General features: G+C 66.8%; 30 protein-coding genes. 23 read left to right on the top strand and 7 right to left on the bottom strand.

Going from position 1 to position 26999, the window contains the following annotated elements; translation table 11 throughout:
- Nucleotides 1-39: 39 nt before the first annotated feature.
- Both AS25_RS03245 and AS25_RS03240 read right to left on the bottom strand, forming a co-directional pair.
- Nucleotides 40-1335: an MFS transporter gene (locus AS25_RS03245; RefSeq protein ID WP_052160658.1), complete on the bottom strand. Its 1296-nt coding sequence runs from the start codon at nucleotides 1333-1335 to the stop codon at nucleotides 40-42.
- A gap of 58 nt (nucleotides 1336-1393) precedes the next feature.
- A complete protein-coding gene (locus AS25_RS03240) occupies nucleotides 1394-2323 on the bottom strand; it encodes a proteasome assembly chaperone family protein (protein WP_084117974.1) in 930 nt (309 codons plus the stop codon).
- A 205-nt stretch (nucleotides 2324-2528) separates the two neighbouring features.
- Between AS25_RS03240 and AS25_RS03235 the strand changes: the two genes are divergently transcribed.
- The 4 genes from AS25_RS03235 to AS25_RS03220 all read left to right on the top strand — a co-directional run bounded on the left by AS25_RS03235 (nucleotide 2529) and on the right by AS25_RS03220 (nucleotide 8078).
- Nucleotides 2529-4052: a leucyl aminopeptidase gene (locus AS25_RS03235; RefSeq protein ID WP_035961369.1), complete on the top strand. Its 1524-nt coding sequence runs from the start codon at nucleotides 2529-2531 to the stop codon at nucleotides 4050-4052.
- A gap of 171 nt (nucleotides 4053-4223) precedes the next feature.
- Complete coding sequence (gene lpdA, locus AS25_RS03230) at nucleotides 4224-5591, top strand: dihydrolipoyl dehydrogenase (protein WP_035961363.1); 1368 nt, start codon at nucleotides 4224-4226, stop codon at nucleotides 5589-5591.
- 119 nt (nucleotides 5592-5710) lie between these two features.
- Nucleotides 5711-7603 carry a 2-oxoglutarate dehydrogenase, E2 component, dihydrolipoamide succinyltransferase gene (sucB, locus tag AS25_RS03225; protein ID WP_035961361.1) on the top strand — a complete coding sequence of 631 codons (1893 nt, stop codon included), beginning with the start codon at nucleotides 5711-5713 and terminating at the stop codon, nucleotides 7601-7603.
- Nucleotides 7604-7727: 124 nt separating this feature from the next.
- Complete coding sequence (locus tag AS25_RS03220) at nucleotides 7728-8078, top strand: hypothetical protein (protein ID WP_035961358.1); 351 nt, start codon at nucleotides 7728-7730, stop codon at nucleotides 8076-8078.
- A gap of 278 nt (nucleotides 8079-8356) precedes the next feature.
- Here the strand turns inward: AS25_RS03220 and AS25_RS03215 are convergent, their stop codons facing one another.
- Nucleotides 8357-10438, bottom strand: a complete 2082-nt coding sequence (locus AS25_RS03215; protein WP_084117973.1) for a protein kinase — start codon at nucleotides 10436-10438, stop codon at nucleotides 8357-8359.
- 74 nt (nucleotides 10439-10512) lie between these two features.
- Between AS25_RS03215 and lipB the strand changes: the two genes are divergently transcribed.
- The 3 genes from lipB (at nucleotide 10513) to AS25_RS03200 (ending at nucleotide 13297) form a co-directional block, all read left to right on the top strand.
- Nucleotides 10513-11250 (top strand): lipoyl(octanoyl) transferase LipB, encoded by a 738-nt coding sequence (gene lipB, locus AS25_RS03210; RefSeq protein WP_035961356.1) that lies wholly within the window; start codon nucleotides 10513-10515, stop codon nucleotides 11248-11250.
- A gap of 115 nt (nucleotides 11251-11365) precedes the next feature.
- Nucleotides 11366-12373 carry a lipoyl synthase gene (gene lipA / locus AS25_RS03205; protein WP_035961355.1) on the top strand — a complete coding sequence of 336 codons (1008 nt, stop codon included), beginning with the start codon at nucleotides 11366-11368 and terminating at the stop codon, nucleotides 12371-12373.
- A 174-nt stretch (nucleotides 12374-12547) separates the two neighbouring features.
- Nucleotides 12548-13297, top strand: coding sequence for a DUF4191 domain-containing protein (locus AS25_RS03200; RefSeq protein WP_035961354.1), 750 nt, complete (start codon nucleotides 12548-12550; stop codon nucleotides 13295-13297).
- A 35-nt stretch (nucleotides 13298-13332) separates the two neighbouring features.
- Here the strand turns inward: AS25_RS03200 and AS25_RS03195 are convergent, their stop codons facing one another.
- A complete protein-coding gene (locus AS25_RS03195; protein ID WP_035961352.1) occupies nucleotides 13333-13779 on the bottom strand; it encodes an RDD family protein in 447 nt (148 codons plus the stop codon).
- Between the two features lie 235 nt (nucleotides 13780-14014).
- Here AS25_RS03195 and glnA point away from each other — a divergent pair, with 235 nt between their 5' ends.
- Nucleotides 14015-15439 carry a type I glutamate--ammonia ligase gene (gene glnA / locus AS25_RS03190; protein ID WP_035961350.1) on the top strand — a complete coding sequence of 475 codons (1425 nt, stop codon included), beginning with the start codon at nucleotides 14015-14017 and terminating at the stop codon, nucleotides 15437-15439.
- Nucleotides 15440-15463: 24 nt separating this feature from the next.
- Here the strand turns inward: glnA and AS25_RS03185 are convergent, their stop codons facing one another.
- Both AS25_RS03185 and AS25_RS14535 read right to left on the bottom strand, forming a co-directional pair.
- A complete protein-coding gene (locus AS25_RS03185; RefSeq protein ID WP_253270454.1) occupies nucleotides 15464-16546 on the bottom strand; it encodes a tyrosine-type recombinase/integrase in 1083 nt (360 codons plus the stop codon).
- Nucleotides 16546-17157, bottom strand: a complete 612-nt coding sequence (locus AS25_RS14535; protein WP_156960882.1) for a helix-turn-helix domain-containing protein — start codon at nucleotides 17155-17157, stop codon at nucleotides 16546-16548. Before AS25_RS14535 ends, AS25_RS03185 begins: the two co-directional genes overlap by 1 nt.
- A gap of 119 nt (nucleotides 17158-17276) precedes the next feature.
- Here AS25_RS14535 and AS25_RS03180 point away from each other — a divergent pair, with 119 nt between their 5' ends.
- The 14 genes from AS25_RS03180 (at nucleotide 17277) to AS25_RS15435 (ending at nucleotide 24249) form a co-directional block, all read left to right on the top strand.
- Complete coding sequence (locus tag AS25_RS03180) at nucleotides 17277-17462, top strand: helix-turn-helix transcriptional regulator (protein ID WP_035961348.1); 186 nt, start codon at nucleotides 17277-17279, stop codon at nucleotides 17460-17462.
- Nucleotides 17463-17529: 67 nt separating this feature from the next.
- Entirely contained in the window at nucleotides 17530-17832 is a 303-nt protein-coding gene (locus AS25_RS14530) for a hypothetical protein (protein ID WP_156960881.1), read from the top strand.
- 11 nt (nucleotides 17833-17843) lie between these two features.
- Nucleotides 17844-18185 carry a hypothetical protein gene (locus tag AS25_RS03175; RefSeq protein ID WP_156960880.1) on the top strand — a complete coding sequence of 114 codons (342 nt, stop codon included), beginning with the start codon at nucleotides 17844-17846 and terminating at the stop codon, nucleotides 18183-18185.
- The gene (locus tag AS25_RS14525) at nucleotides 18182-18349 is read left to right on the top strand and encodes a hypothetical protein (protein ID WP_156960879.1); all 168 of its coding nucleotides are present in this window, start codon (nucleotides 18182-18184) and stop codon (nucleotides 18347-18349) included. Before AS25_RS03175 ends, AS25_RS14525 begins: the two co-directional genes overlap by 4 nt.
- 104 nt (nucleotides 18350-18453) lie before the next feature.
- Nucleotides 18454-18744 (top strand): hypothetical protein, encoded by a 291-nt coding sequence (locus AS25_RS03170; RefSeq protein ID WP_035961342.1) that lies wholly within the window; start codon nucleotides 18454-18456, stop codon nucleotides 18742-18744.
- Nucleotides 18741-19058, top strand: coding sequence for a hypothetical protein (locus AS25_RS03165; RefSeq protein ID WP_035961339.1), 318 nt, complete (start codon nucleotides 18741-18743; stop codon nucleotides 19056-19058). Before AS25_RS03170 ends, AS25_RS03165 begins: the two co-directional genes overlap by 4 nt.
- Nucleotides 19055-19204, top strand: a complete 150-nt coding sequence (locus AS25_RS14520; RefSeq protein ID WP_156960878.1) for a hypothetical protein — start codon at nucleotides 19055-19057, stop codon at nucleotides 19202-19204. Before AS25_RS03165 ends, AS25_RS14520 begins: the two co-directional genes overlap by 4 nt.
- Nucleotides 19205-19513: 309 nt before the next feature.
- On the top strand, nucleotides 19514-20821 hold the full coding sequence (locus AS25_RS03160) for an AAA family ATPase (protein ID WP_052160657.1): 1308 nt from the start codon (nucleotides 19514-19516) through the stop codon (nucleotides 20819-20821).
- A gap of 15 nt (nucleotides 20822-20836) precedes the next feature.
- Complete coding sequence (locus AS25_RS03155) at nucleotides 20837-21055, top strand: hypothetical protein (protein WP_035961337.1); 219 nt, start codon at nucleotides 20837-20839, stop codon at nucleotides 21053-21055.
- Nucleotides 21056-21257: 202 nt separating this feature from the next.
- A complete protein-coding gene (locus AS25_RS14515) occupies nucleotides 21258-21431 on the top strand; it encodes a hypothetical protein (protein ID WP_156960877.1) in 174 nt (57 codons plus the stop codon).
- A complete protein-coding gene (locus AS25_RS03150; RefSeq protein WP_035961336.1) occupies nucleotides 21428-21709 on the top strand; it encodes a hypothetical protein in 282 nt (93 codons plus the stop codon). The genes AS25_RS14515 and AS25_RS03150 overlap by 4 nt, the downstream gene beginning before the upstream one ends.
- A gap of 11 nt (nucleotides 21710-21720) precedes the next feature.
- Nucleotides 21721-22317 carry a hypothetical protein gene (locus tag AS25_RS03145; RefSeq protein ID WP_035961334.1) on the top strand — a complete coding sequence of 199 codons (597 nt, stop codon included), beginning with the start codon at nucleotides 21721-21723 and terminating at the stop codon, nucleotides 22315-22317.
- A 243-nt stretch (nucleotides 22318-22560) separates the two neighbouring features.
- Nucleotides 22561-23406: a phage major capsid protein gene (locus AS25_RS03140; RefSeq protein ID WP_172644403.1), complete on the top strand. Its 846-nt coding sequence runs from the start codon at nucleotides 22561-22563 to the stop codon at nucleotides 23404-23406.
- Nucleotides 23407-24123: 717 nt separating this feature from the next.
- The gene (locus AS25_RS15435; RefSeq protein ID WP_301280189.1) at nucleotides 24124-24249 is read left to right on the top strand and encodes a hypothetical protein; all 126 of its coding nucleotides are present in this window, start codon (nucleotides 24124-24126) and stop codon (nucleotides 24247-24249) included.
- Nucleotides 24250-24543: 294 nt separating this feature from the next.
- Here AS25_RS15435 and mptB read toward each other — a convergent pair whose 3' ends face one another.
- Nucleotides 24544-26019, bottom strand: a complete 1476-nt coding sequence (gene mptB, locus AS25_RS03135) for a polyprenol phosphomannose-dependent alpha 1,6 mannosyltransferase MptB (RefSeq protein ID WP_253270453.1) — start codon at nucleotides 26017-26019, stop codon at nucleotides 24544-24546.
- Nucleotides 26020-26294: 275 nt separating this feature from the next.
- On the opposite strand from mptB, the gene orn reads away from it, so the two are divergent.
- Nucleotides 26295-26918 carry an oligoribonuclease gene (gene orn, locus AS25_RS03130; protein ID WP_301280188.1) on the top strand — a complete coding sequence of 208 codons (624 nt, stop codon included), beginning with the start codon at nucleotides 26295-26297 and terminating at the stop codon, nucleotides 26916-26918.
- The last annotated feature ends 81 nt before the right edge of the window (nucleotides 26919-26999 follow it).

Genomic DNA, 26999 nt, shown 5'->3' with positions numbered 1-26999 from the left:
TAATGGGACGCGCGGCGCGGGTTCCCGCTCGCTCAGGCGTCAGACGGAATCGGGGCCGTGCACCCGACGAACCTTCCGCGTACAGCGCAGGATCGCGACCGTGCCCACGAGGGCCACGAGGGCCTGGGCGGCGATCGCGGGACGGAACGCATCGGCGTCGTACAGCGTGGGCGAGATACCGGCGCCGAACAGCAGGTCCAGCACGAGACCCGTGACGTAGATCGCGAGCAGGGACGCCGCGAACCCGCCCACGTTGGCGAGTCCCGTGGCGGTGCCGTTGCGCTGCGGCGGGTTGAAGGAGCGCACGATGTCGAACGCCAGCATGGACGCGGGCAGGGACAGGGCGATCATGCACACGGCCACGTAGACGACCACGGTGGGGGCGTGGCCCGGCCAGACGAGCAGTGCCGTCCACCCGGCCCAGCTCACGAGCACGCATGCCAGGGACAACGTGGAGCGCCGGCGCGCGAAGCGGGCACTGAGTTTGCCGATCACCGGCGCCACCGCCACGTTGAACACCACGTACACGGTCATCACGGCGGAGGCCTGCGTGGGGTCCAGCCCCTGCGCGTTCTGCAGGTACGGGTACGCCCACATGAGGGCGAACGTGTTGCCCACGAACTGCACGGTGAAGTGGACCCAGAAGCCCAGCTGGGTCCCCGGTTCCTTGAGGGCCTGCCCCATGGAGGTGCGCACGGTCGCCAGGGAGATCGCGTCGTTGAGCTCACGCGCGCCCGGCGGGTTGCTGCGCAGGAACAGGCCGGAGAGCACCGCGGCGAGCACGGCGATCGCCGCCATGACCGCGAAGGACGGCACCCAACCGACCACGTGCAGCAACGCCGCGAACGGGATCACGGAGAAGAGCTGGCCCAGGTTGCCCGTCATGCCCACGACCTGCGTGAGCATGGGCACCTTCAGCGCGGAGAACCACACGGGGAGCAAGCGCATGACGCACACGAACGTGGCGGCGTCGCCGGCACCCACGAGGATGCGACCCACCACGCCCTCGGCCACGGACTGCGCCGCGGCCAGCTGCAGTTGTCCCGCCGCCATGGCCACGGCCCCCACGGTGATCAGGATGCGCGGGCCGAACCGGTCCACGAGCACCCCCACGGGCACCTGCAACGCCGCGTAGACGAGCACCTGCATCATGGAGAACAGGGACAACCCCGAGGCCGCGGTCTGGAACCGGTCGGCGGCCTCCACCGTGGCCACGCCGAAACTCGTGCGCTGCGCGACCGCGGAGAAGTACGCGAAAACACCCACCGCGAAAATCAACCATGCGGTGGGTGAGTCCTTGTACCGGGACGGACGGGGTGCAACCGGTTCGGGCATGCGGATGGGCCTCCCACGGGCTCGCTGGCGGAGGCCCGTGCATACCGGGTGCGGGGCCCTACTCTCGGTGGTCTTCCGGGTCGCTCTGCGCGGCCAGGAACGCCTCCGCGGCGGCACCGAGGTCGTCGGCGTCGGGCAGGTCGGCGTCGTCGGGCCCGGCGAGAATCGAACGACGGGCGGACGCGTCCACCACGTCATCGTATCGCCGTTCCATGTTCTGGATGACGGCCTGGACCTCGGGCGAGGAGTTCGCCTGTTCGTCGATCTGACGGATCACGTCCCGGGAGGCCTCCCGCAACTCGTCCGTGGGCAGGGTGCGCCCGGTCACGGCACTGAGGTACTCGAGGGCCGCGACGGCCGCCTGCGGGAGATAGGACTCCGCGAGGTACTGCGGTACGTGCACCGACAACCCCACGTGATCGATCCCACCCTCCTGCAACCGCAGTTCGAGCAGGTGCGAGGCGGATGCGCTGACCTCGAACGTGGGCTTGTTGCCGTCGATCCGGGGCAGCAGATCGGCGCGCGGACCGTGGGCGGTCACCAGGATGGGCCGGGTGTGCGGCACGGGCATGGGGATCCCTCCCACGAGGGCCACCAGGCTCACCCGCAGCCGCTGCGCGAGCCCCACCACGGCGGAACTGAACCGCTCCCACTGGGTGTCCGGCTCGGGTCCGGTGAGCAACAGGAAGTGCCGGTCCAGCCCGTCGGTGACCACGTGCAGGTTCAGCTCGGGCGCCTCGAAGTCCTCGAAGTGGTCCTCCGAGAACTTCACGTGGGGGCGCCGGGAGCGGTAGTCGTAGAGCTGGTCCAGGTCGAAACGGACCACGGTCTCGCTCGGCATGGAGTCGAGGATGACGGCCTCGATCTGACCGGCCAGGTGGCCGGCCTCCACGTATCCGGACAGCGCCACGATCATGGGCAGCCCACGCAACCGCTCGTCACCCAGCAACGCGGCATTCCCCAGATACAGGGCCGTGGGATCCAGCACTCTTCCTCCTCGTCGAATCATGGGCGCGGCGCGGGGGCGCCGACGCTCGTGAGAAGGGAACGCCCGGAGCGACCCCGCCTATTCCCCGCTCCCCGGGGCTGTGCTGGCTAGGATCGGTGTCGTGCGCGCCACACGAACGCCGCGCACGTCGCGGCCATCCGTACCGCGCCGCATCGTCGTCAGCCACCCGTGAAAGGACACGACAGTGACCACACCGCAGGACATCCTGACCACCCACGAGGTGCGCCTCGAGACCAGCACCAAGCCCCTGGGCACCTCCCCCGACGCCCTCGTGCTGGGCGTACGCCACGACGGCGAGCTCGCGGTACCGAGCGACGTCAAGGCCGGCGTGCGGCGTCGTCTGACGGAGCTCGCCGAACGGGCCCGGGTCTCCGGCGCGCTCGACCGCGTGCTCGTGGTACCCGCCCCGGACGAGGTGGCCGCGCGGTCCGTCGTGTTCACGGGACTGGGCCGCGGCGAGGACGACGAGCGTGGCGAGAACCTGCGCCAAGCGGCCGGTGCCGCGGCGCGGACCCTGCGCGGGACCGCCGAGACCGCCGTGTTCGCGCTCCCCGTGGCCTCCGAGACGGAGGTCCAGGCCGTGGCCGAGGGGATCGGGTTGGGCGCGTTCGCCTACGTCACGCAGAAGTCCCGCACGGCCTCCGAGGCCGACGCCCCGCTGAGCGCGGCGACCGTGACCGTCCCCAAGAACCTCGGCAAGACCGCCAAGGACGCCGTCACCCGGGCCGCCCACGTGGCGCGCGCCGTGCGCCTGACGCGCACCCTCGTGGACCTCTCCCCCGACACCGCGACTCCCGAGTTCGTCACGGCCGTGGCGACCTCCGCCGCGAAGGGCACGAAGGTCTCGGTCGAGGTGCTCGCCGAGAAGGAACTGACCCGCGGCGGTTACGGCGGTCTGCTGGGCGTGGGGCAGGGCTCGGTCAACGGGCCGCGCCTGGTCAAGCTGCAGTGGTCCCCGGCCCGCGCCAAGAAGCACGTGGCGCTCGTGGGTAAGGGCATCACGTTCGACTCCGGCGGTCTGTCGCTCAAGCCGCCCGCCTCGATGATGACCATGAAGTCGGACATGGCCGGTGCCGCCGCGGTGCTCAGCACCGTCCTCGCGGCCGCCGCGCTCGAGCTGCCCGTGACCGTGACGGGCTGGCTGTGCCTCGCCGAGAACCTGCCCTCCGGCTCCGCGACCCGCCCGGGTGACGTGCTGAGCATGTTCAGCGGTCACACCGTGGAGGTGTTGAACACGGACGCCGAGGGCCGCCTGGTGCTCGCGGACGGGCTGTGGGCCGCGGGTCAGGAGAACCCGGACCTGTTGCTCGACATCGCGACCCTCACGGGCGCGCAGATGGCCGCGCTCGGCGTGCGCACCGCGGGCATCATGGGCGACGACGCCGCTCGCGAACGTGTCGTACGCGCCGCCTCCCGCGCGGGCGAACCCGCGTGGCCCATGCCGCTGCCCGAGCACCTGCGTCCGTCCCTCGACTCGTTCGTGGCGGACCTGAAGAACATGGGCGACAAGTACGGCGGGATGCTCGTGGCCGGGTTGTTCCTGCGGGAGTTCGTCCCCGAGCAGCGTGGCCGGCGGATCCCGTGGGCGCACATCGACATCGCGGGCCCCTCCTTCAACGAGTCGCAGCCCTGGGGGTACACACCCAAGGAGGGGACCGGCTTCGGGGTGCGCACCATGCTCGCGGTGGCCCAGGACCTCGCCGAGTAGGCTTCCCCCGATCGTGCGCCACGCTGCGGGGGTCCACCGGGATGCAATGTCTGGTGAGCCCCCCCGGGGTGGCGTTAGGCTGGACCCCAACCGTGACCGCCCCACACACACCCAGGATCGGGACCCGGGCGGGCATCAGAAACCAAGAACTCGAACCCCGAGGGAGCCAACGTGGCCGACAACCAATACGACATTCTGGTCCTGGGCGGAGGATCCGCCGGGTACTCCGCCGCACTGCGCGCGGTGCAGCTGGGTTACAGCGTGGCGCTGATCGAGAAGGAGAAGCTGGGCGGTACGTGCCTGCACTGGGGTTGCATCCCCACCAAGGCGTACCTGCACTCGGCCGAACTCGCCGAAGGCGCCCGGGAGTCGGAGAAGTACGGCATCAAGGCCTCCCTCGAGTCCATCGACATGGCGGCCGTGCGCGAGTACAAGAACAAGGTCGTGCAGGGCAAGTACAAGGGTCTCACCGGGCTCATGAAGATGCGCAAGGTGGACGTGATCCAGGGCAACGGCAAGCTCACCGGCCCCAACACCATCGACGTGGACGGCACCTCCTACACGGGCGAGCACATCATCCTGGCCACCGGTTCCTTCTCCAAGACCCTGGGCATCGAGATCGGCGGTCGCGTGATGACCTCCACCGAGGCCCTCGAGATCGACTTCGTGCCCAAGTCCGCGATCGTGCTGGGCGGCGGCGTGATCGGCTGCGAGTTCGCCTCCATGTGGCGCTCCTTCGGCGTGGACGTGACCGTGATCGAGGGTCTGCCCCACCTCGTGGCCAATGAGGACCCGGCCATCGTGAAGATCGCCGAGCGCGAGTTCAAGAAGCGCGGCATCAAGTACAACCTGGGCACGTTCTTCGAGAAGGTCGAGCAGAACGACGACGGCGCCAAGGTCACCCTCGCGGACGGCAAGGAATTCGAGGCCGAGATCGTGCTGGTGGCCGTGGGCCGCGGCCCCAACACCGAGGGCATGGGCTTCGAGGACCAGGGCATCCCCATGGACCGCGGTTTCGTGACCCCCGACGAGCGCCTGCACACGGGCGTGGCCAACATCTACGCGATCGGTGACATCGTCCCCGGCGTGCAGCTCGCCCATCGCGGCTACCAGCAGGGCCGCTTCGTGGCCGAGGAGATCGCCGGGCTAAACCCCGTGGTGGTCCCGGACATCAACGTCCCCAAGGTCACGTTCACCGAGCCCGAGATCGCCTCCGTGGGCTACTCCCAGCCCAAGGCCGAGGAGAAGTTCGGCAAGGACAACGTGGAGACCTTCGAGTACAACCTCGCCGGCAACGGCAAGAGCTCCATCCTGGGCACCGGCGGCATCATCAAGCTGGTGCGTGAGAAGGACGGACCCATCGTGGGGTTCCACGCGATCGGGACCCGCATCAGTGAACAGATCGGTGAAGGCCAGCTCATGGTGAACTGGGAGGCCTACCCCGAGGACGTGGCCGCATTCATCCACGCCCACCCCACCCAGAACGAGGCCATCGGTGAGGCAGCGATGGCATTGGCCGGCACTCCGCTGCACGGCTGATCCACTGCACCGGGTGCCCGCCCCACGGGGTGGGCACCCGGCCCCTCACCACCCCGGGGCCGCACGGACCCGGGACACGTTGCACATTTTCCGATCTTTAGAGAGGGACGGACGACACAATGTCTGAAACCGTTAACCTGCCCGCGCTGGGCGAGTCTGTCACCGAAGGAACCGTGACCCGCTGGTTGAAGCAGGTGGGCGACGAGGTGGCCGTGGACGAGCCCTTACTCGAGGTCTCCACCGACAAGGTCGACACCGAGGTCCCCTCCCCCGTGGCCGGCGTCGTTGAGAAGATCCTGGTCGAGGAGGACGAGGACGTGGAGGTCGGTGCCCCGCTGGTCGTCGTCGGTGACGGCTCCGGTTCGGGTTCCGATGACTCCTCGGACGATTCCTCCGACGCTTCCGCCGAGGAGGTCGAGGACGCCGCGACCGAGGCCGATTCCGGTGAGAACACCGAACAGGCTGCGGAGACCGAGACCGAGCAGGCCCCCAAGGCCGACACTAAGCAGTCCTCGGGCAACTCCGTGGAGGTCACCCTGCCCGCGCTGGGTGAGTCAGTGACCGAGGGCACCGTGACCCGCTGGCTCAAGGAGGTCGGCGAGCAGATCGAGGTCGACGAGCCCCTGCTGGAGGTCTCCACCGACAAGGTCGACACCGAGGTCCCCTCCCCCGTGGCCGGGACCCTGCTGGAGATCAAGGTCCAGGAGGACGAGGACGCCGAGGTCGGCCAGGTGCTGGCCATCGTGGGCGACGAGTCCGCCGCCGGTTCCGGTGACTCCGACTCCGACTCCGACTCCGACAACGGTTCCTCCGACGAGTCGGGTGAGACCAAGGCCGAGCAGATCGAGGACGCCGCGACCGAGGCCGAGCAGGTCGAGGACGCCGCGACCGAGGCCGATTCCGGTGAGAACACCGAGCAGGCCGCCGAGGCCAAGGCTCCCCAGAAGAGCTCCGGCTCCGAGGAGAAGTCCGCTCCCGCCAAGCAGTCCGAGCCCGCCGCTTCCTCCGATTCCGGTGCCAAGTCCTCGGACTCCGGTGCCAAGGACGTCCCCGGCTACGTGACCCCGCTGGTGCGCAAGCTGGCCCGTGAGAAGGGCGTGGACCTGTCCACGATCACCGGTACCGGCGTGGGTGGGCGCATCCGCAAGCAGGACGTGCTCGCCGCCGCGGAGGAGGCCGCCAAGCAGTCCGAGGCTCCCCAGGTCCAGGACACCGGCGCCAACATGGCACCGGCCGTGTCCCGCCAGGGCTCCGAGGCCCAGCCGGCCTCCGCCCCCGCGCCGGACGCCAAGCGCGGCACCACGGAGAAGGCCCCCCGGATCCGCATGACCATCGCCAAGCGCATGCGCGAGTCCCTGGACGTCTCCGCCCAGCTCACGCAGGTGACCGAGGTGGACATGACCCGCGTGGCCCAGCTGCGTCAGAAGGCCAAGGACCAGTTCCAGAAGCGCGAGGGCGCCAAGCTCACGTTCATGCCGTTCTTCGCCAAGGCCGTGGCCGAAGCGCTGCAGGCACACCCCGTGCTCAACGCCACGTTCAAGGAAGAGTCCAAGGAGATCGTCTACAACGCCTCCGAGGACATCGCGATCGCGGTGGACACCCCCCGCGGGTTGCTCGTGCCGGTCGTGAAGAACGCCGGTGACCTGAACCTGGGTGGTCTGGCCAAGCAGATCGCGGAAGTGGGTGCCGCCGCCAAGGACGGTTCCATCTCCCCGGATCAGCTGACCGGTGGGACCTTCACCATCACGAACATCGGTTCCTTCGGTGCCCTGTTCGACACGCCCATCATCAACCAGCCGCAGGTCGCCATCCTGGGCACCGGCACGATCGTCAAGCGCCCCATGGTGCTCACGGACGCGGACGGCAACGACACCATCGCCATCCGCCACATGTGCTACCTGTCCCTGACCTACGACCACCGCCTGGTGGACGGCGCGGACGCCGGCCGGTTCCTGGGCACGCTCAAGAAGCGCCTGGAAGCGGGTCAGTTCGAGTCGGAGGTCGGCCTGTAAGGGTTGCCCCCTGACCCACCGCGGTCAACCGTTCGGTTGATTTCCCGACCGCCGGGATGTGTTCTGGATCACTCAGGACGCATCCCGGCGGTTTCGCGTGACGGGGCTCCGATAGGCTCGAATCATGTCTTTCCTCTTCAGCCTCATGTTGTTCCTCCACTTCCTCGGTCTGGCCGTGATCATCGGCACGTGGCTCTTCACCATGAAGCGCCCCACCGTCACGTCCGGCCAGTTCTGGGCCGCGATCGTGATGCTGCTGACCGGTCTGGTCATGGTGGTCTTCCGCGAGATGCAGGACGGTTTCGCGGTCAACCACATGAAGATCGGCGTCAAGCTGATCATCCTGCTCGTCGTGGCCGTCGCGGCGTTCATCGGGATGCGCAAGACCAAGCGCGGTGAGCCCGTGTCCACCGGGCTGGCCCACGCGGTCGGCGGTCTGGCCGTGATCAACGCCGCCGTCGCCGTGTTCTGGTGAGCCACCCGCTTCCCTGAACGTCCCCCGTTCCCACCGCAGGCCCCGGCGCCGCGCGTTCCCTTCGGATCGCGAAGGCACCGGGGCTTCGCGCTGCTCGCGACCCGCGGGTCCGCGTCTCCGCCCATGGGACCGCGGCTGCCTCGCAGCCACCCGTTTCGGTGCTGTCGATGCCGTCGGCGCGCGGCAGCCTCCCACGGCGATCCGACCATAATGACGAAACCGTCACGAGCCGACCCTCATGTCGCAGCCGTCGCGCGGGGGCCGTCATGGGCCGACGGTCACGGGGCGGCCTCGACCGGTGTGACGTCGGCGAGCCGCCACCCCTGCGGGGTGTGGGTCACCGAGATCCGCAGGGTCTGCAGGGCCTCGTCCCCCTGCCGGGTCACGTGGGCGCCCGCGGGCAGTTCGCCGTGCCAGCCCCGCGTCCGGACTTCGGCGTCGTAGGTGCGGGTGCGCGCCGCTTCGGCGGGCGTGAGACCCGACCCGGCGCGGGGCCGCTGTTCGGTCAACCGCACGACGTCCATGCTCACACCGGACAAGGCCGTGAATCCCGATCCCGAGGTGTCCTGGGCCTTCGCGCGCCGGATCAGGTCCCGGTCCCGCACCGCGAGTCCCGAATCCGCGACGTACACGTCTGCGGCGGCCGTCTCGTCCCCGGCCGCGAGCGCCGCCGCGCGGGCGGAGACGAGGCCTTCGACGGCCCGCCGCGCCTCACCGTCCTTGTCCTGCATGGTCTCTCCCGGCGCGGTGACCGATTGCTGGGAAGCGCCCCGTGAAGCCCCCGCATCGTCCGGCACGGGTGTCGACTCATCGGGCCGCGAGTTCGTTCCGGAGGGTGTCCGGGCGGCCGCCTCCGGGGCCGACGACGCCGTACCCGACCCCACAGGTGCCTCACCCGCCGATCCGGCCACCGGTCCACCGTCGTCCCACGCGACGAATCCCCACGTCAGGGCCGCTGCACCCAGCACTCCGGCGGCCGCGAGCCACGCCCTGCGCCGCACGGACGTGTCCACCCCGGCCACGGCGACGCCGCCCGGACTCATCCGACCCCGACGCGGGGGAACGAGCCGACGGGGAACGGGGCGCAGGGGCACGAGTCGGCGGGGCCGCACCACGGTGCCGTCGGCGCGGATGACCTCCGGGGTCATGCGTTCGGGTGGCCGACCGGCCGGTTTGCTCCGCGTTGCGGAGGCCGAGAAACCCGCGGCGAGTTCCTGCGCGGAAGGACGCGCGGCAGCGTCGTCCGCCAGGGCGGCCTCGAGCATCAGCACCAGGTGACGCGGCGCGCTCGGACACATCAGGGTCAAGGGCACCCGGTGCGCATCGGGACCGGGGTGGCGGCCCGTGAGGGCGAGCCAACCCAGCACCCCCAGGGCGTGGACGTCCCGCGCGGCGGTGTAAGCGTCCGGCCGGCCTTCCGACGCAGCACCACCCACCCGTACCTCGGAACCCGCGTGAGCCGCCGAGGTCATGAATGGATCAAGGGACGCGTCCGCGTGACCGAGCGGAGCGCCGTCGACCGTGGGCCGGTCCGCGACACCCCACGGGACGGGAGCCGTGCGGCTGCCCGCGGGAACGCCGTACCCGTCCACGAGCGCGCGCCCGTCCGGCGTCAGCAGGACGTGATGGGCGGCGACGTCCCCGTGGACCCAGCCGCGCTCGTGCAGGTGGGCGAGCCCTCGCGCAACCGCCGCGAGGACGGGCGCGGTCTCCTCCGGCGTGAGTCGGCCCCGGTCACGCATCGCGTCCGACAGGTTCTGCCCGCGGACGTGGTCCGCCACGAGCGCCCGGGACGCGCCGCCGCCGAGGGTCGCGCGCACGCTTACGAGATCGGGGTGCGGCTCGTGTGACCACGTGTCGACGAGAGCGGCGAACAGGTCCGCGTGATGCCGTTGCTGCTCGCCGTCCTGTGCCACGGAGAACGTGACCGTGAACTTCTCGTGCGTCGTGCGTTCCCGGGCCAGCCACGTGCGGGTGCCCCCGCCCTCCCCGAGCTTCTCCACGAGCTCGAGCCCGTCACGCTGCGTCACGGTGTCCGTCATGGTTCCCTCGGCCGGATCCGCGGTGACGGGCGGCGTGGACCCCCGCGATCCGGCTCGCGACGACCCATCGCCGGACGGCGCGCCGTTCGACGAGGACCCGCCGTTGCTCGGCTCCGCATCCGGTGCCCCAGCTCGGGCCGGGCCCGCGCTCGGGGCGGCCGCGGCGTCGTCGAACCGCTCCTGTCCGCGCCGACGCCGCTCCCCCGCCCGAGCGGCCCGCACGCGTTCCCGGGCGCTGTGCCCACGGGCCGGAGGCGCTGCCCCCGTCCGCTCACCGGGGCGCACCGATGCGGCGGGATGCTCCTGCTCTGCGTTCATGGCACCACTGTGCCGGGAAACGCGGCGGCCCGCTCACGTTATCCACAGGCGGGCGGAAGGGATAGGCTGGCGGAATGGCTCTGCACTTCGAACGCATCGGTCTGGCACCGGACTTCGTGAACTACCGCGAGTGCCTGGACCTGCAGCGGGAGGTCCACGGTGAGGTCGTGGCCGGGACCCGCGGCAACACCGTCCTGATGGTGGAACACGAACCCGTCTACACCGCCGGACGCCGCACCGAGAAGCACGAGTACCCGTGGGACGGCACCGACGTGGTCCCGATCGGCCGGGGCGGGAAACTGACCTACCACGGTCCCGGGATGCTCGTGGGCTACCCCATCGTGCGCTTGCCGATCCCGCTGGACGTCGTGCGCTTCGTGCGCGTCCTGGAGGAGGTCATCATCGCCGTCGTCCGGGAATTCGGCGTGCCCGCGACCACCGTGGAAGGCCGGTCCGGCGCGTGGGTGCTCGCGGACGAGCGCGGTCCCGACCGCAAGATCTCGGCCATCGGTGTGCAGGTCTCCAAGCGCGCCACGATGCATGGCTTCGCATTGAACTGCTCGAACGACCTGCGCCCGTTCGGCAAGATCATCCCGTGCGGGATCACGGACGCCGGCGTGACCTCGATCAGCCAGGAGACCGGGAATCGGATCGACCCGGCGGACGTTGTGCAGCGTATGGAGCAGGAACTCGCGGCCCGTGAGGCGGACCTGTGTGTCCCCTTCGAACCCGATGTCCCGGCACCGCCCGTGCAACTGCCGCACACGGGTGACTCCCGAGCGCGGGACGCCACACCCACCGCGGTGTCCTGACCGGGCCGCAGCCACCGCACGAATCGCAGATCGTCGAGAACAGACCCCTGAGAACGGCCCGCACCGCTCATCCGCGTGAACCGGGCCCCGCCAGCGCCACCAGCGAGGAGTACTCATGACCATCGCCCCCGAAGGCCGCAAACTGCTGCGCGTCGAGGCGCGCAACGCCGAGGTGCCCATCGAGAAGAAGCCCTCGTGGTTGAAGAACACCGCCAAGATGGGACCCCAGTTCACGGAGCTGAAGTCCATGGCCCGGGGTCGCGGGCTGCACACGGTGTGCGAGGAAGCCGGGTGTCCCAACATCTACGAGTGCTGGGAGGACCGCGAGGCCACGTTCCTGATCGGCGGGGACACGTGCACGCGCCGCTGCGACTTCTGCGACATCGCCACGGGCAAGCCGGGCATGGTGGACGTCGCCGAACCCCGCAAGGTCGCCGAGTCCGTGCGTGACCTGGGACTGCGCTACGCGACCGTGACCTCGGTGGCCCGTGACGACCTCGCGGACGGCGGCGCATGGCTCAACGCCGAGACCATTCGCGCGATCCATGCCATGAACCCCAGCACGGGCGTGGAGATCCTGATCCCCGACTTCAAGGGTCAGCCGGACGCCCTGCAGCAGGTCATCGACGCCCAGCCCGAGGTCTTCGCACACAACCTGGAGACCGTCCCCCGCATCTTCCGCCAGATCCGTCCCGCGTTCGCGTACGAACGCTCCCTGGACGTGCTGACGCAGGGTAAGGAGAACGGGATGATCGTGAAGTCCAATCTGATCCTGGGCATGGGCGAGACCGACGACGAGGTCTACGACGCCCTGTGCGACCTGCACGACGCCGGGTGCGACATCATCACGCTCACCCAGTACCTGCGCCCCGGGCCCACGTTCCACCCCATCGACCGGTGGGTCAAGCCCGAGACCTTCGTGGAGCTGTCCAAGCAGGCCGAGGAAATCGGCTTCCTGGGCGTGATGGCCGGGCCCATGGTGCGTTCCAGCTACCGCGCCGGCAAGCTGTGGGCGCGCGCCATGAAGAAGATGGGCCGCGAGATCCCCGAGCACCTGTCCCACATCGACGACTCGGGTTCCGCGACCCAGGAGGCTTCCTCCCTGTTGGCCCGCCTGGGCTGACACCCGCACCAACACCGCTCCGCGGACGACGCCGCCCGCTTCCGGGCGGCGTCGTCCGTTCCGGGCGCCGCGCGGCACCCGGGAGGGCTTCCCTACGGACGAGACGCCGCGTCGTCGGGCCGCAGCGGATAGAATGGCGGGGATCCCCTGTGTCAGCGAGTGCGAGGAAGAACTGTGTCACCAGCCACGTCCACCAAGGCCAAGGCCGCCGAACGCGACCGTAAGCGCGAGGAGAAGCGCCAGCGCAAGGCCGCCAAGGGCCCGGGCATCTTCGCGCAGATGAAGCAGGTTTTCCAGATGACTCGCGAGCGCGAGCCGAACATCCTGTGGTGGATGATCCTGCTCGGCCTAGGCGTGCTGCTCGTGTTCCTGCTCATCGGTGTGCTACTCGGCAACTGGATCACGTGGTTGCTCATCGGCATCCCGTTCGCGGTGCTCGCCGCCGTGATCCTGCTGTCACGGCGGGCCGAGAAAGCCGCATTCTCGCGCATTGAGGGACAACCCGGTGCCGCGGGGGCCGCGCTGTCCACCCTCAAACGTGGGTGGATCGTGGAGGAGGAACCCGCCGCGATGGATCCCAAGTCCAAGGACCTGTTGTTCCGCGCCGTGGGCCGCCCCGGTGTCGTGTTCATCACCGAGGGCCCGGTCAACCGCGTGGACAAGCTCGTGAAGAAGGAGCGCCGCCGCATCGGCCCGGTGATCCAGAACGTCCCCATCCACGTGCTCAAGTCCGGCAACGGCGAGAACCAGATCCCCCTGAGCAAGCTCACCAAGGAGATGAAGCGCCTGGAGAACAAGCTCACCAAGCAAGAAGTTCAGGTGGTCCACCGCCGGATGAACACCCTGCAGAACAAGCTGCCGATCCCCAAGGGCGTGGATCCCATGCGTGCGCGCCCAGATCGTAAGTCCATGCGCGGTCGCTGAACCAGCGCCCACGCACCGTGGGGCGATCCTGCTGATCAGCGCACGCGCACCAGGACGGTGTCGACCGCGCGATCGTGCAGACCCCGTTGGTCCTCGTCCGCGATCAGCGCGGGGATCACCAGACACAACAGCAGCGTGCGAAGGGCCGCTCTGCCGAAACCGGCGGGGCGGCCCTTCATTGTCTGGACTTGCAACCCCATGATCCAGTGCCCCGGGGTGCGCCCGAAGAACCCGACCATGAGCACGCTGATCACGAAGAACACCGCGAGGTTCATCAGCCCCGACCCGTTCCACTGCGCCAGGAACAGCCCCGCGAGGACCACCGCAAGCACCCAGTCGATCACCAGGGCCACCAGGCGCGCAGGGAAGCGAGCGATCGAGCCCGGCCCCTCAGCGGGGCGACCCAGACGACGACCGGGGTAGGGCTGGCTTCCCTGGGGGGCGCCCTCGAGCCACGAGCCCATGTCCTGGCGAGAAATCATGACTTCACCCTAACGGGCCGACGTGGGAGCGCGCGCACCCGCCGGTAGACTGGGGATCGTACTGACCGGTCGGCGAGCCCTCCGTGCATCACGCTCCGGGCGTTACACGGACGAAACATTCGTGTCATGGACGGGCAACGCCAGGTTCCTACGCTGGACATCAGAACCGAACGACCGCGGTGGTCCCCGCCACCGCGGCGTCGATCGGACGCCCACACAGAAGGAGAACAGGTCCATGTTCCAATCAGCCGAAGAAGTGCTCGCGTTCCTCAAGGACGAAGAGGTCATGTTCGTCGATCTGCGTTTCACGGACATGCCCGGTGTGCAGCAGCACTTCAACCTCCCGGCCAAGGCGGTGGACGAGGACTTCTTCACGGACGGGCAGTTGTTCGACGGTTCCTCCATCCGTGGTTTCCAGGGCATCGCCGAGTCCGATATGCAGCTGATCCCGGACCCCCAGTCCGCGTTCGTGGACCCCTTCCGGCTCGAGAAGACGCTCGTGGTCACGTGCTCGATCGTGAACCCGCGTACCGGCGAGCCCTACCACCGCGACCCGCGCGGTGTAGCTGAGCGCGCCGAGGCGTACCTGGCCTCCACCGGTATCGCGGACACCGCGAACTTCGCGTCCGAAGCCGAGTTCTTCGTCTTCGAGGACGCCCGCTTCCAGGTCTCCCCCGAGCACACCTTCTACCGGATCGACTCGGACGAAGCCTCCTGGAACAGCGGCCGTGAGGAAGAGGGCGGCAACCTCGCGAACAAGACCTCCGTGAAGGGCGGCTACTTCCCCGTGTCCCCCGTGGACAAGCAGGCGGACCTGCGCGACGCCATGTGCGTGGCCCTGGACGAGGTGGGCCTTGAGGTCGAGCGCTCCCACCACGAGGTCGGTGCCGCGGGTCAGGCGGAGATCAACTACAAGTTCTCCACGCTGACCGCCGCCGCGGACGACCTGCTCAAGTTCAAGTACGTGATCAAGAACACCGCGGACTCGTTCGGCAAGACCGTCACGTTCATGCCCAAGCCCGTCTTCAACGACAACGGCTCGGGGATGCACTGCCACCAGTCGCTGTGGAAGGGCGGGGAGCCGCTGTTCTACGACGAGAAGGGTTATGCGGGCCTGTCGGACGTGGCGCGCTGGTACATCGGCGGCCTGCTGGAGCACTCCTCCGCGGTGCTCGCGTTCACCAACCCCACCGTGAACTCCTACCGCCGCCTGGTCAAGGGCTTCGAGGCCCCCGTGAACATGGTCTACTCGCAGGGCAACCGCTCCGCGGGCATCCGGATCCCCATCACGGGCACCAACCCCAAGGCCAAGCGCCTGGAGTTCCGCGCGCCGGACCCCTCGTGCAACCCGTACCTCGCGTTTGCCGCGCAGCTGATGGCCGGGCTGGACGGGATCCGCAACCGCATCGAGCCGGCGGACCCCATCGACAAGGACCTCTACGAGCTGCCCCCGGAGGAGGCCAGGGACATCAAGAAGGCCCCGGGCACCCTGTCCGAGGCGCTCGAGGCCCTCGAGGCGGACCACGAGTTCCTTCTCGCCGGTGACGTGTTCACCGAGGACCTGATCGAGACCTGGATCGAGTACAAGCGTGAGGTCGAGCTCAAGCCGCTCTCTGTGGTGCCCCACCCGCTGGAGTTCCAGATGTACTTCGGCGTGTAGCGAAAAAACGGGCCAAAAGGCCTGTCAGTCCGCAAACGGTCCGCCGGGGCCGGTCATGAGCGCTTCGATGGCCGCCCGGGCGGACTCGTTTTTGTCGGAGAGGAGGTGCCCGTACACGTTGAGCGTGGTCGAGGGTTTCTCGTGGCGGACGGCGTGCTGAACGGCGAGGATGTCGAGACCCGCGCCGATGAGCTGCGACGCGAAGTAATGGCGGAGATCATGGAACCGGAACCCTTCGGGCAGGCCGTCCACTTGCTGCTTGGCTTCGGTGAAGTGGTGTCCTGTGCGGTCCGGTGACGCCCCGCGCCCCCACTCGTTGAGCACGTAGCACTCCGGTTCCTTCACGTCCCGTAGAGAGCCGTCCAGGGCGTCTATGAGGGTCGTGGGGACGGGCACGGGCCACCGGGACGCATCCGTTTTCAGCGTCTCGTGGGGGTACTGGAAACGTGGGTTGATAGTACGCGTTTCTCGGTCCACGTCCTGCGGTCGCAGCGCCACGGCCTCAGCGATCCGTAGGCCCGCGAACGCTCCCAGGAGCACCGCATTCTTATAGAGCCCCGGCATGGCCTCGTACAGTGCCCATATCTGCCCTGTGGTAGCCACGTAGGGCCGTTGCTTTCCCATGCGCGGAGACGTCCTCCGAGAACACGGGTTACGGGTAATCAGCCCGTCATGTTGCGCCGCACCCAGAATGCTGGAAAGCCGGGAATGCAGCGCGTAGATCGTGGAATCCGCCAAGCCGTCATTCTTTAGCGCGGCGGTCCACTCGTTGATGTCGGACGGTTTGAGAGACCGCAATTTCTTCCGCCCGAAATGGGTTTCAATTCTTTTGATGTGGGTGCGCGCCTGTTTCACGGTGGATTGCTTATTGCCCCCGTACCCGGCGAACCATTTTTCGCACCACTCCCCCACTGTCATTGCGGCCTGTTTCGGGTCGAGATAATCCCCGCGCACCATGGACGCGGTGATCTCCTGTAGCCACGCCTCAGCGTCTCTTTTGAGCTTGAAGTGCCGTGCGTGCTCCCTGCCGTCCTCGTCGCGGTAGCGGGCTCTCCAGGCCCCGTTAGGGCGCTGCTTGATGTTACCCGTGTAGTTCTTGCTGGGCATTAGCCATCATCACCGATGGTAGCTTCTCCATAGACAGGCCGCGGCTTATTCCGCCAATCTTTTGATTCTACCAATCCCGTCATTTGCTCAACGACCGAACTAACACCGCCGAACTGATCAAACCAATTTCCGGTGGAGTACATTGCGGGGCCTTCGGCGACTACTCTCTGAATACAGTTTGACACCAGATTATGTGGGGTGCAGTAATTCAACGTTGCCTCGGCAGATTCTAGAACTTTGGTCGGAAAATCCGAGGATGCCGCAGCGAGTGAGGCATCGAGAGTGGAGAAAGATTCTAAGTAATTTTGCATCGGGCGGTGGAGTTCAAGAAATCGGTTAGAAACCTCTTTATCCACCTCTCTCAGTTCCTGCACGTGAACGTTTCTGTCCTCGATGTGCATGAGATCCTCAATGGAACAGTCAAGGATACCCGCGAGGTCATCGGCCTCGCGGAGCCGTAGGGGGCGCTCCCCCTTCTCGACGCTCGCGGCCGTGGACTGAACCCACTTCCACCCGCGATCTCTCATTCGCGCTGCTAGGTCTCTCTGGGGCATAGACATGCCTCCCCGCAGCTTCGCCACGTTCTGCCCGATCACAATGTCGTCAACCATGCTCTACAGGCTACCGCAATTGGCGATTGCGCGTGATCGGATTCTGTGGCATGCTATCGAGTATCGGGAATCCCGATACTCGCCGATCCGCGAATCGGATCACTCATTAGGAGGTCAGGGTGGCAGATCGACTGCTGTTCCTGGAAGAAGTGGCGGACATCCTCCGCCGAAGCCCCGGCGCACTCCGCTACATGGTCCACGCAGGGACCGCCCCGCCCAGCGCAAAGATCGCGGGCCGCCGCATGTGGCGTGAGTCCGAGGTTTACGCCTGGCTGGAAGCCCAGTTCGCCGACACGAACGCCTGAACTGCCCGTCCCTTGTCTGGCGACCGCCGGACCCCCAACCCCCGCATGTCCAAAACATGGAGGAAACATGACAGCACTACATGAAGTCGAACGAGTGGTCGAGGAGGCAGCACAAGCCGGCATGACCGTCACCCGCGCACTCGTTCGACGTCGGATCAAGGGCTTACGGGAACGCGGTTGGAGCACCGAGGACGCCGTGGCCCGCCTGATCAAAGACAAAGACCTGCTACGAGCGGGCAATCCGGCAGTTGGTCGCCGGGACCCGACCGGGCAGGAAGCCACGCTCCGCGCTGATGGTGTTCTCGTGACCCCCGATAGCGAGGTGGGTTTCATCCCCACCCAGAAATTCAATGCACCCACGAATCTTTAGGAGAAACTCGCATGAACAAGCGCTACGAAACCCCGCCGACCGGATGGACCCCCGCGAAGGACAGTGACGGGCATGTTCACCACTGGGACGGGCCAATGGTCTTGCTCAGCGACGAAATGATCCTGATCAGCACTTTCCGACACAGAGACGGGATCAGGGTCGAGAACATGGTGGACTTCACGACGTTCACCCTTGACGAGCTACTGGGCCTCGCGGACCGTCTCAGGCATCTTGACGGGGAGCCCATCGAGGATTTCGCCAATGGCCTCTTCGCCCCGCCCGAGTACTTTGCGGATCGTCTGGTTGAGATGCATCACGAGGTGGAGCGGGCCGAGCAGGAGATCAACCGATGAGCCCGCGCCGCCGTGGGGACACGCAAGAGCCGATCGAGGACTACCACGACACTGGCCGGTCCCTCGAAGAGCAGCACGCGGAGGGCCGCAGGATACGCGAGGACGCACTCGAGTCCTGGCGTCGCGTGTGGCGCAGTTTCCCGCGAGAGGACGACACGCAATGAGCCCCCCACAGGGAGAAACCCCGGCCAGCTGCCACGCCTCCGGGGTTCCCGAGAAATCCAATTCTCTCCTTTTCACAGACACCACCCATCAGGAGGTACCTGCAATGAACCATTCTACCCAGGCCACCGCCCGCCCCGCGAGCGTCCCGCCCAGGTTCCAGCCACAGCACGACACGGACGGCACGCTCCTTTTTTGGGGTGCGGATCTCGTTGTCAGTGACGAGCTGGAGGCGGAGGCCGTGAAGTACCCCGCGGGACCCGAGCACACTTTCTACAACCTCCGATTGGAAGTCGAAGAGGTCACGGCCGAAGACATCCGCGCCGTCCTGGACCGCGTGTGTGCATGGTGGGCCGCGCAGGAATCGCACCTCGACGGCACGGATGTGGCCCGATGAGCGCCCCCGCCATTACTCCACGAACCAAGTACCGGGCGCTGGTAGCCGAAGAGCTGGAACGCTTCAACGCTACGGCGGTCGGTGACCTGAATGATCTGAGGCACCCGTCCGCATACATTCACTACATCAACATTCACCGGTTCGATAACGCTGTACTGGAGGACCGGGAGGACTTTCGCGCCGTGTGCGGGTTCCAGTGGAAGCAGGCCCCGGAGGTGACCGAGCTGCGGAACTCCTTGTCGCCGTCGGACGAGTTCTGTCCGCGCTGCTGGGTGCTCGTGCACCGCGACCTCTTTGGGCGGTGGTCGCGGTGAAGGGGCTGCGCCTAACCACCCGCGGGCGGCGTGTCCTCGACGCGGCCGCCGTTCTCGCGGCGGCCCTCGTGGTGGCGGCGCTGCTGTACGGGGCGCCGCTGCTCGTGACCGCCGTGACCGGCCCTGAGATCGGCCCGGGGATCTGACCGTGATGGGGCACCTCGAAGGTGTCCCTACCGAGACCCTTCGCGCCGCCCTGGCTTTCCTGGATGATCCAGACCCGAAAGTCAGGGCGGCGTACTTGTTGGGGACGGAAATGGGACGCCACCACGCAGAAGAATCCCTGGACCCGCTCATCCGAAACGCTGTAAGGAAATCGCTGTCCGAGCAATTGGGCGCACCACCGTGGGAGAACAATCCGATCCCGGGGTATGACCGCCCGCTTACGGAAATGGAACGCCGGGAAATGTTTCCCCCGTTACGGGAAGCCGCATAAATCGTAGATGGAGTAAAAGATGGGTTATATCGACGATGAGACCCGCACCGAGTTGCGGGTGACGTTCGCTCACCAGATCAAACCTCACCGGCAACGGTGGCTGTGGGCACCCGAAGGGCAGGGAGTGATCCCCCTGGGCACCGGCACTATCGCAGCCGGGGCGGGCGGGGAAGGTAAGTCCACGTTCATGCTCCACGTTGCCGCCCAGCTCACCCGGGGCACCCTGCCCGGAGACCTCCACGGGCAGAAACACCCGGTGATCGTGTTCGGCCCCGAGGATGACTGGCCCACGGTGATGGTGCCCCGGTTGCTCGCCGCGGGGGCGGATCTGGAACGGGTTGCCCAGGTGCAAGCGGCCACGGTCACCGAGTTCGCCACCGCTGAACGTGAACTGCGGTTCCCCCTGGATCTTGCGTTACTGCGGGAGGCCGTGGACCAGACCGGAGCGCGGATGGTGATCGTGGACCCCGCCCCCTCGCTCATGGACGGCGACATGAACAAAGTGCAGGACGTGCGGAGGTCCTATGAACCGCTTATGGCATTAGCACAGGATAAAGACCTCGCTATCGTGCTGATTAACCATTTCGGTAAAGGCGCGGGAAATGTGGGCGCGAAATTGTCGGGATCACATGCGTGGCGTGACCTTACCCGGTCATATCTCGCGTTCGCCACGGACCCTGATACTAATGAGCGGATTCTCACGCAGGACAAAAACAATTACGGCACCGGGCGGGGTTCGTGGAAATTCGCCTTGGAATCCGTGGACGTGGACACCGAGGACGGCCCCACGAACGTGGGGGCGGTGCGCTTCCTGGGGGCCTCCGAAGTGACCGTGGGAGACCTTATCAACCGAGAACCGGGTGAGGCGGGGGCGGATGCCGAGGACCGCAACGAGCTGGACAGTTGGCTGATTGAGGTGCTCACCGAGGCCGGGGGCAGCATGGCCGTCAAAGACCTGAAGACCGCTGCTCGCGATGCGGGGTACGAGTTCAAGACGCTACAGAACCGTCGTCCCCGGATCAGCAACCCCAAGGTTGTATCTGGGCGGAACGGCTTCGGTAAAGGCTCGGTTCCGTTCTGGCAGATCGAAGAAGGCTCCATAGATCCCGGGCGAACCCCCATAGATCCCATACATCCCGACCCCGGGACCTATGGGATCTATGGGGAGGAAGCCGGGACCTATGAGGATTCGCGGCTGGAACGGGCTACTTCCTTGCAGACAACCGACGGCGGCAACTGCCAGCGCTTCGCATGCCAAGACACCGCGCTCGAAAACTCCCCGTTCTGTGACCACCACACCGCTCTCGCTGACAAGCCTGCGGCCTAAGACAAGGACACCACTATGAAACGCCTACCACTGGAACCCCGGGCCTACCTCTGGGACCCGGCAACCGACCCGCACCCCGGCGCGATCCTCGTCCGCGGCCAATACATCAAAGTGTTCATACCGCACGAAGAACTAGTCCGAGTCGCGGACGCGCTGATCGATATCTACGAAGAACAGGACCGGGAGGGGGTGACGGAATGGGCCTCCCGCAAGAACCAAGAACTCTCCGCCTAACACCCGGATCACAGAACAAGAAACCCGGGGTTTATATCACCACCAAAAACGCCACCGTGTTTATCCCGCAATGGGCGTTACCGGATATCCGGCGACAACTCACACAAATACAGAACAGATTGGAACAATCATGATTATCAACACGAACGATTGGATCAGGGTCAAAGAAATCCGACCCGGATTAGAGCCCCGCTTTCACCGTGTGGTCGCGTGGACCGACCACGGCGTCCCGCTGATCCTCGGCGTCCGGGGACTCCACGAACCGAGATTTACTCAGTGGCGACTGGACGACAAGCTCGCCACGCTGACCGTGCACGAGGAACGCGCTCGGGACGCCCTGGCCGGGGAACTCGGACGACGGGCGGGACTGCAATGACCACGCCGAACGCGCAGAGCATGCGCAACGCCCTCGCGGAAGCAATCGCGGCCAACGAGCTCCCCGGCCCCGCTGAGCCCCGTACCACCGAACCCACCCTGACCCGGGAACAAGCCCGGTTCGTGGGTGACCTCGCGTGGCGGTGCGGGCTGGGGCCGGCCGACCTGTGGACCGCGACCACACCCCGGCATCTACTCGACGGAGAGGGCAACCTCGACCCGCAGAAACTCGCGACCGCGATCGTGCGCGCCGCACAAACCAAGATCACCAGTAAGTAGGAGGAGAAACCATGAGCACCAACCAGGACGAGAACACTGCCGTGCAGGACGAGCAGCACGACGAGGACACCCCCGTGGAACGCCCCGACACCCCGCAGGACACCGCGCCCGGGCAACCGGAGCACGACGCCCAGCAGGACGAGCCCCACGGCGACGAGCAGGACAACAAGGCCACGCCCCTGGAGAAACAACTCGCCAAGGCACGCAAGGAAGCCGCAGAGCGCCGCGTGGAACTACGAGAAGCCACCGAGCACGTACGCGCGTTGACCACCGAGCTCGACGAGACCCGCGCTGAACTCGACCACCTACGCACCGGGCGGTTGCGCGACGTCCTCGCCCAGCAGCGCGTGACCTACGACGCGTTTACCGCCGCCGGTTACGACCTCCCCGGGATCCTCGACGAGAACGGGCAGGTCGATACCAAAAAACTCCGCGAAGCCGTGGATGACACCGCCGCACGCTACGGGGAGGACCTGTCATCCCCGGACGTCGTCGCGCGCCGAGGCATGGCCCACGCCCTCGAAGCACTGCGCGCCGAACGGGGCCGGAGAGAGATGCTCAACGGTCGTGGTGGTAACACGTGGGGTGACGTTCTGAAAAAGCAGTAAACACACCCGCGAGAATCCCCGCACCTATTACCAGGTGCGGGGATTCTTCGCATATAATAGTGAATGAGCAGGAATCCCGGAGATTCCCGTTCACGATACCGGCACCGGGTGCCGGAACCCAACAGAATACTTCAAGCGTCTCCAGGCGAAACGCACCAGCATTACCGGCAGGACCGACAGCTGGCAGAAGAACACCAGAGCACAACGCTCAACCGTTCATATCGCCAAGGAGGCGCATTTATCATGGCAACACTTTTCAGCAAAGACGCATCAGCAATCATCCCCGAGCAGGTCGCACAAGACCTGCTGATCCAACCGCTGATTGACACGTCAATTCTTCTGAATCCCGCGGTTAGCAAAACCGTCGTGACGGGCAACCATTCGATCCGATTCCCGCGACTCACGCAAGAAGCATCCGCCGCGTGGGTGGCCGAGGGTGCCGAGATCCCCGAAACCGGCATCGCCGTCGGTGACGTGGTAATCACCCCCGGCAAGATCGCCGCGTTGTCCAACGTGACGAAAGAGGCGGCCGAAGATTCCGACCCCGCCGCCCAGGAACTGCTCGGCCAGTCCATGATTCGGGGCATCCGTGCGCAGCTCGACAAGTCGTTTATCACGAGCACGAACGTCCCCACCCTCGCCAACCCGGAACCAACCGGGCTCGCAGGGCTGACCGGAGCCACGGAAGCCGAGCTGGACCTCGCGGACCTCGATAGCTTCGTCGAAGCCGCGTACGCAATCGCGGGACTCGGCGGCAACGCAACCGCCTACCTGGTCTCCGAGGCCGACGCACTGGCCATCGCCACGCTCAAGACCGGCACCGGATCGAATCAGAACCTTCTGGAGCGGTCCCAGCCCGGCGCGACCACCATCAACGGACTCCCGCTGATCGTGGTCCCGGACCTGACCGCAGGCACCGCCTACGCAGTGGACGCCGCGTCGATCATCAGCGTTGTGCGCAAGGACGCCACGGTCGAAACCTCCGACGCGCCTTACTGGTCGAGTGATCGCCTTTCCGTCAAGACGACCATGCGCGCCAGCTGGGGCTTCGCCGACGAAGCCCGCGTTGTCCGCATGACCCCCGCGTAACCAACCAACGAAGTGGCCCCGCATCTGCCCACACAGCAGGTGCGGGGCCATCTCGCAATTTAGGAGCACCCATGACCACAGAACGCACACACCGCAGATACCGCGAAGCCAAAGCCAGACTCTTCGCACGAGCACGCGCAACCGACGCCGCATGCCACCTATGCGGCGAACCTATCGCATGGGACGCTGACCCGAACAGCAACTACGCACCATCAGCCGATCACGCCGACGCGGTGGCCACATCAGGACCGAACGGCCTATTCGGACGACTCCTCATCTCGCATCGACTGTGTAACAGTCGCCGGGGCTCGAAGACCGTCGAGGACTACCTCGCCACACAGCCCCAGGACGCACGGCCGACACTCGTATGGTGACCGCACTGTAAGCCAGACAACCCGCAGCACAACAAGGCAGGGCGCTCCCTGTAACGCTGTATTGGCACCGAGTGTGTACGGAGTGGATGCCGAGAGGGCTGTGCCGTGCCCCAGTGGGGAGTGGTAATGGGGTCCCCCCCGCCATCATCGAAACCAGGGGTACCACGTTGTCCCCCCTACCCGGGGTACGGACCAGCCCTCTCGGCATCCCGTCCATCTCCCTCCAGGGTGCGGTCACCGTGTCTTATGTCTTTATTGTTGCTCTGGCTAGGGGTGATGGTTTTTACGGTGGTCTGAGGGTTTTGGCGATGAGCCGCTTGTGGTGTCTGTGAATCCTCCGCGTGTGCGTGGCGCTGATTGGGAGCGGGCCACGGCTGAGTTCCTGCGGGACTACGACACCATGATTGAGCTGATGGCACGTGCGCGTGCCACTGTGCAGGTGATCCGGGAGCGCAACGGCTGGGATTGACCCACCTGGATGGGAGCATGACCCTCTTGCTGATTCGCCCTGGTCCTAGGCTGACGGGCGAATACACTTCCCGGCCCACGCGTGCGCGGGCGGTCCGCATGGAGTCCGCAGAAGCGCCACATGCGGACTGTTTCCACCTATCACGGGCCACCTGTCGAACCGCGTATTCTCGCGGATTTTGCGGGTCACAACATCGCCCTATAGGCGGATGAAAGTTCCAGATGTACTTCGGCGTCTGATTCCCCGCTCCACACCAACGCGGCCCCGCTCCTCGTGAGCGGGGCCGCGTTCGCGTCACAGCACGGGCGACGTCGCCCGCTCGCCACGTGGGGGCCGCGCCACACGCCGGGTGGCCGGGTCCAGTAGCCACAGGTAGATGCCGTACGTCAAGGCCACGAGCGCGGCGATGACCCGCGCCGCGAAGAGGTTCAGGTCCAGGTAGGGGAACACGTCCAGCTGGTCCGCCACGGCGTAGACCATGAAGAACGCGGTCACGAAGAACAGCACGTCCACCTGCCAGTCGTCGCGGATCCCGGAGATCGCGAACAACGGGATGAGCCACACCACGTACCATGCCTGGATGATGGGGGCCAGCAGCACGAACGCGGCGAGCGCCCACGCGAGCCGGCGGAACAGTTTGGCGTCCCGCCCCACGAACATCAGCACGACCACCACCGCGGCGGAGAGCACCGTCCCGGCCGTGTGCACGGCGTCCATCCACGCGGAGCCGTTGAACCCCCACGAGCTGCCCACGAGCTGCGCGAACAACCCCAGCAGTCCGATCGGCGCGTACCAGATGTACACGGTGCCCGGTGTGGAGACCGCGGAGACCCAGCCGAAACCGAAGCCGTTGACGAATCCCATGAGCGCCAACAGGGCCACGGAGTAGGCCAGCGTGAGGGCCCAGATCGCGAACCGGCGCGGCCACGACGCACCGCGCCCGGCCCAGAGCAGGCCCACGAACGGCAGGAAGATCAGTGTGATGGGCTTGATCGCCACAGACAGGGTCACGAGGGTCGTGCCCGCGATCCCACCCTTCCAGTTGCGGTGCATTGCCGCCACGTAGGTCCCGATCAGGGCCAGGGCCAGCATGATCGCGTCGTTGTGGGCGGCCACCACGAAGTTCGTGAGGAACAGCGGATTGGCCACCGATAGCCACATGGCCCGCCGCGGATTGACGCCGTGCAGCCGGGCCAGGCGCGGGATGACCCACATGCACGCGATCACGGACACTACGCACAAGGCCCGAAACAGCAGCACGGAGGCGTCCGGGTCCGCACCGGTCACGAGGACCACGAGCTGTTCGAGCCACAGGAACACCGGGCCGTACGGGGGCGGGGATTCCGCCCATAACTGGTCCGCGCCCAGTTGGAAGAAGTTGTCGATCGTGGAGACCCCGGACTCGTACGGGTTCAACCCGTTCGCCATCACGCGGCCCTGCCCGATGTACGAGTACACATCCCGACTGAACAACGGGATGCTCACGAGCATGGGCGCCGCCCACGCCGCGATCGAGATCAGCACCCAGCGGGCGCTCTCCGGTCCCCACGGTCTGAGTTTCTGGCCCAGGCGCAGCCACTGCCGCACCAGGAGCATGGCTCCGAGGGCGAGCATCACGACCGAGACCACCACGCCCACGGTCTCGAAGCGCATCCACATGATCAGCGGGATGCGCCGCAGCGAGGACACGCTCGCGAGCCATCCCACGCCCAGGGATCCGAACAGCAACATGAGCGAGCCCAGCGAGCCCATCACCACGGTGCGGGTCAATGACGTCGACGACGTCGCGTCCCGCTCCGGGGCTGCGTCCCGTCCGGTTCCGGGGGGCGTCGGGTGACGTTCCGTCCTGGACGTGATGCGCACTACGGGCCTCCCGGTGCTTCCGCGGTGGCCGCAGATGAGGGGTCTGGGAATCGTCCGCCGCGGCGCGCGGTGCGCGGGGGCGGCGTCGGGGTGATCCTACCGTGCGACGTCGTACGCCCACCGGATGCCCGGGGCGAGGCGGCGTCGTAGTGGTGCGTACCCGACGCGATAGATTGGAGGGCGTGACGACTGGAAACCAGAGAATAGTGTGGATCGACTGTGAGATGACGGGGCTGTCCCTGTCCGATGACGCGTTGATCGAGGTGGCCGCGCTCGTGACCGACGACGAGCTCAATGTGCTGGGCAGCGGCGTGGACGTGGTGATCAAGCCCCCGCAGGCCGCGCTGGATCAGATGTCTGCGTTCGTGCGGAACATGCACGAGACATCCGGTCTACTGCCCGAGCTCGAGACCGGGATGGACATGGCGCAGGCGCAGGACGCGGTGCTGGACTACATCCGCGAATGGGTCCCCGAACCGGGCAAGGCGCCGCTGGGCGGTAACTCCGTGGGCACGGACAAGACCTTCCTCACGCGGGACATGCCGCAGCTCGTGGACCACCTGCACTACCGGGTCATCGACGTCTCCACGATCAAGGAACTTGCGCGCCGCTGGTACCCCCGGGCGTACTTCCAGGCGCCCGAGAAGACGGGCAACCACCGCGCGCTCGGCGACATCGAGGACTCGATCGACGAACTGCGCTACTACCGCCACATCCTCTTCCCCGGCGATCCCGGCCCCAGCTCCGACGACGCCCGCAAGATCGCCGCGCTCATCAAGGCCTCCCCGACCCGCTCGGGTTCCTGACCGGGACCTGACGCGTTCAGGCGCTCGATGCGGGAATCCGCCCGGACGTGCGCTATAGTGGTCGTCGTTGCCCGGGGGGAT

Source organism: Kocuria marina, assembly GCF_000786655.1.
Classification (GTDB): Bacteria; Actinomycetota; Actinomycetes; order Actinomycetales; family Micrococcaceae; genus Kocuria; species Kocuria marina_A.
Note: the sequence above shows the minus strand (reverse complement) of the source record. Positions and strands in the feature narration are given on the sequence as shown.

Excerpts from the sequence above, each read along its gene's own strand:
- AS25_RS03245 (WP_052160658.1), bottom strand. The coding sequence starts at position 1,335 with ATGCCCGAACCGGTTGCACCCCGTCCGTCCCGGTACAAGGACTCACCC.
- sucB (WP_035961361.1), top strand. The coding sequence starts at position 5,711 with ATGTCTGAAACCGTTAACCTGCCCGCGCTGGGCGAGTCTGTCACCGAA.
- AS25_RS03220 (WP_035961358.1), top strand. The coding sequence starts at position 7,728 with ATGTCTTTCCTCTTCAGCCTCATGTTGTTCCTCCACTTCCTCGGTCTG.
- AS25_RS03215 (WP_084117973.1), bottom strand. The coding sequence starts at position 10,438 with ATGAACGCAGAGCAGGAGCATCCCGCCGCATCGGTGCGCCCCGGTGAG.
- lipB (WP_035961356.1), top strand. The coding sequence starts at position 10,513 with ATGGCTCTGCACTTCGAACGCATCGGTCTGGCACCGGACTTCGTGAAC.
- lipA (WP_035961355.1), top strand. The coding sequence starts at position 11,366 with ATGACCATCGCCCCCGAAGGCCGCAAACTGCTGCGCGTCGAGGCGCGC.
- AS25_RS03195 (WP_035961352.1), bottom strand. The coding sequence starts at position 13,779 with ATGATTTCTCGCCAGGACATGGGCTCGTGGCTCGAGGGCGCCCCCCAG.
- glnA (WP_035961350.1), top strand. The coding sequence starts at position 14,015 with ATGTTCCAATCAGCCGAAGAAGTGCTCGCGTTCCTCAAGGACGAAGAG.
- AS25_RS03185 (WP_253270454.1), bottom strand. The coding sequence starts at position 16,546 with ATGCCCAGCAAGAACTACACGGGTAACATCAAGCAGCGCCCTAACGGG.
- AS25_RS14535 (WP_156960882.1), bottom strand. The coding sequence starts at position 17,157 with ATGGTTGACGACATTGTGATCGGGCAGAACGTGGCGAAGCTGCGGGGA.
- AS25_RS14530 (WP_156960881.1), top strand. The coding sequence starts at position 17,530 with ATGACAGCACTACATGAAGTCGAACGAGTGGTCGAGGAGGCAGCACAA.
- AS25_RS03175 (WP_156960880.1), top strand. The coding sequence starts at position 17,844 with ATGAACAAGCGCTACGAAACCCCGCCGACCGGATGGACCCCCGCGAAG.
- AS25_RS14525 (WP_156960879.1), top strand. The coding sequence starts at position 18,182 with ATGAGCCCGCGCCGCCGTGGGGACACGCAAGAGCCGATCGAGGACTAC.
- AS25_RS03170 (WP_035961342.1), top strand. The coding sequence starts at position 18,454 with ATGAACCATTCTACCCAGGCCACCGCCCGCCCCGCGAGCGTCCCGCCC.
- AS25_RS03165 (WP_035961339.1), top strand. The coding sequence starts at position 18,741 with ATGAGCGCCCCCGCCATTACTCCACGAACCAAGTACCGGGCGCTGGTA.
- AS25_RS03160 (WP_052160657.1), top strand. The coding sequence starts at position 19,514 with ATGGGTTATATCGACGATGAGACCCGCACCGAGTTGCGGGTGACGTTC.
- AS25_RS03155 (WP_035961337.1), top strand. The coding sequence starts at position 20,837 with ATGAAACGCCTACCACTGGAACCCCGGGCCTACCTCTGGGACCCGGCA.
- AS25_RS03150 (WP_035961336.1), top strand. The coding sequence starts at position 21,428 with ATGACCACGCCGAACGCGCAGAGCATGCGCAACGCCCTCGCGGAAGCA.
- AS25_RS03145 (WP_035961334.1), top strand. The coding sequence starts at position 21,721 with ATGAGCACCAACCAGGACGAGAACACTGCCGTGCAGGACGAGCAGCAC.
- AS25_RS03140 (WP_172644403.1), top strand. The coding sequence starts at position 22,561 with ATGGCAACACTTTTCAGCAAAGACGCATCAGCAATCATCCCCGAGCAG.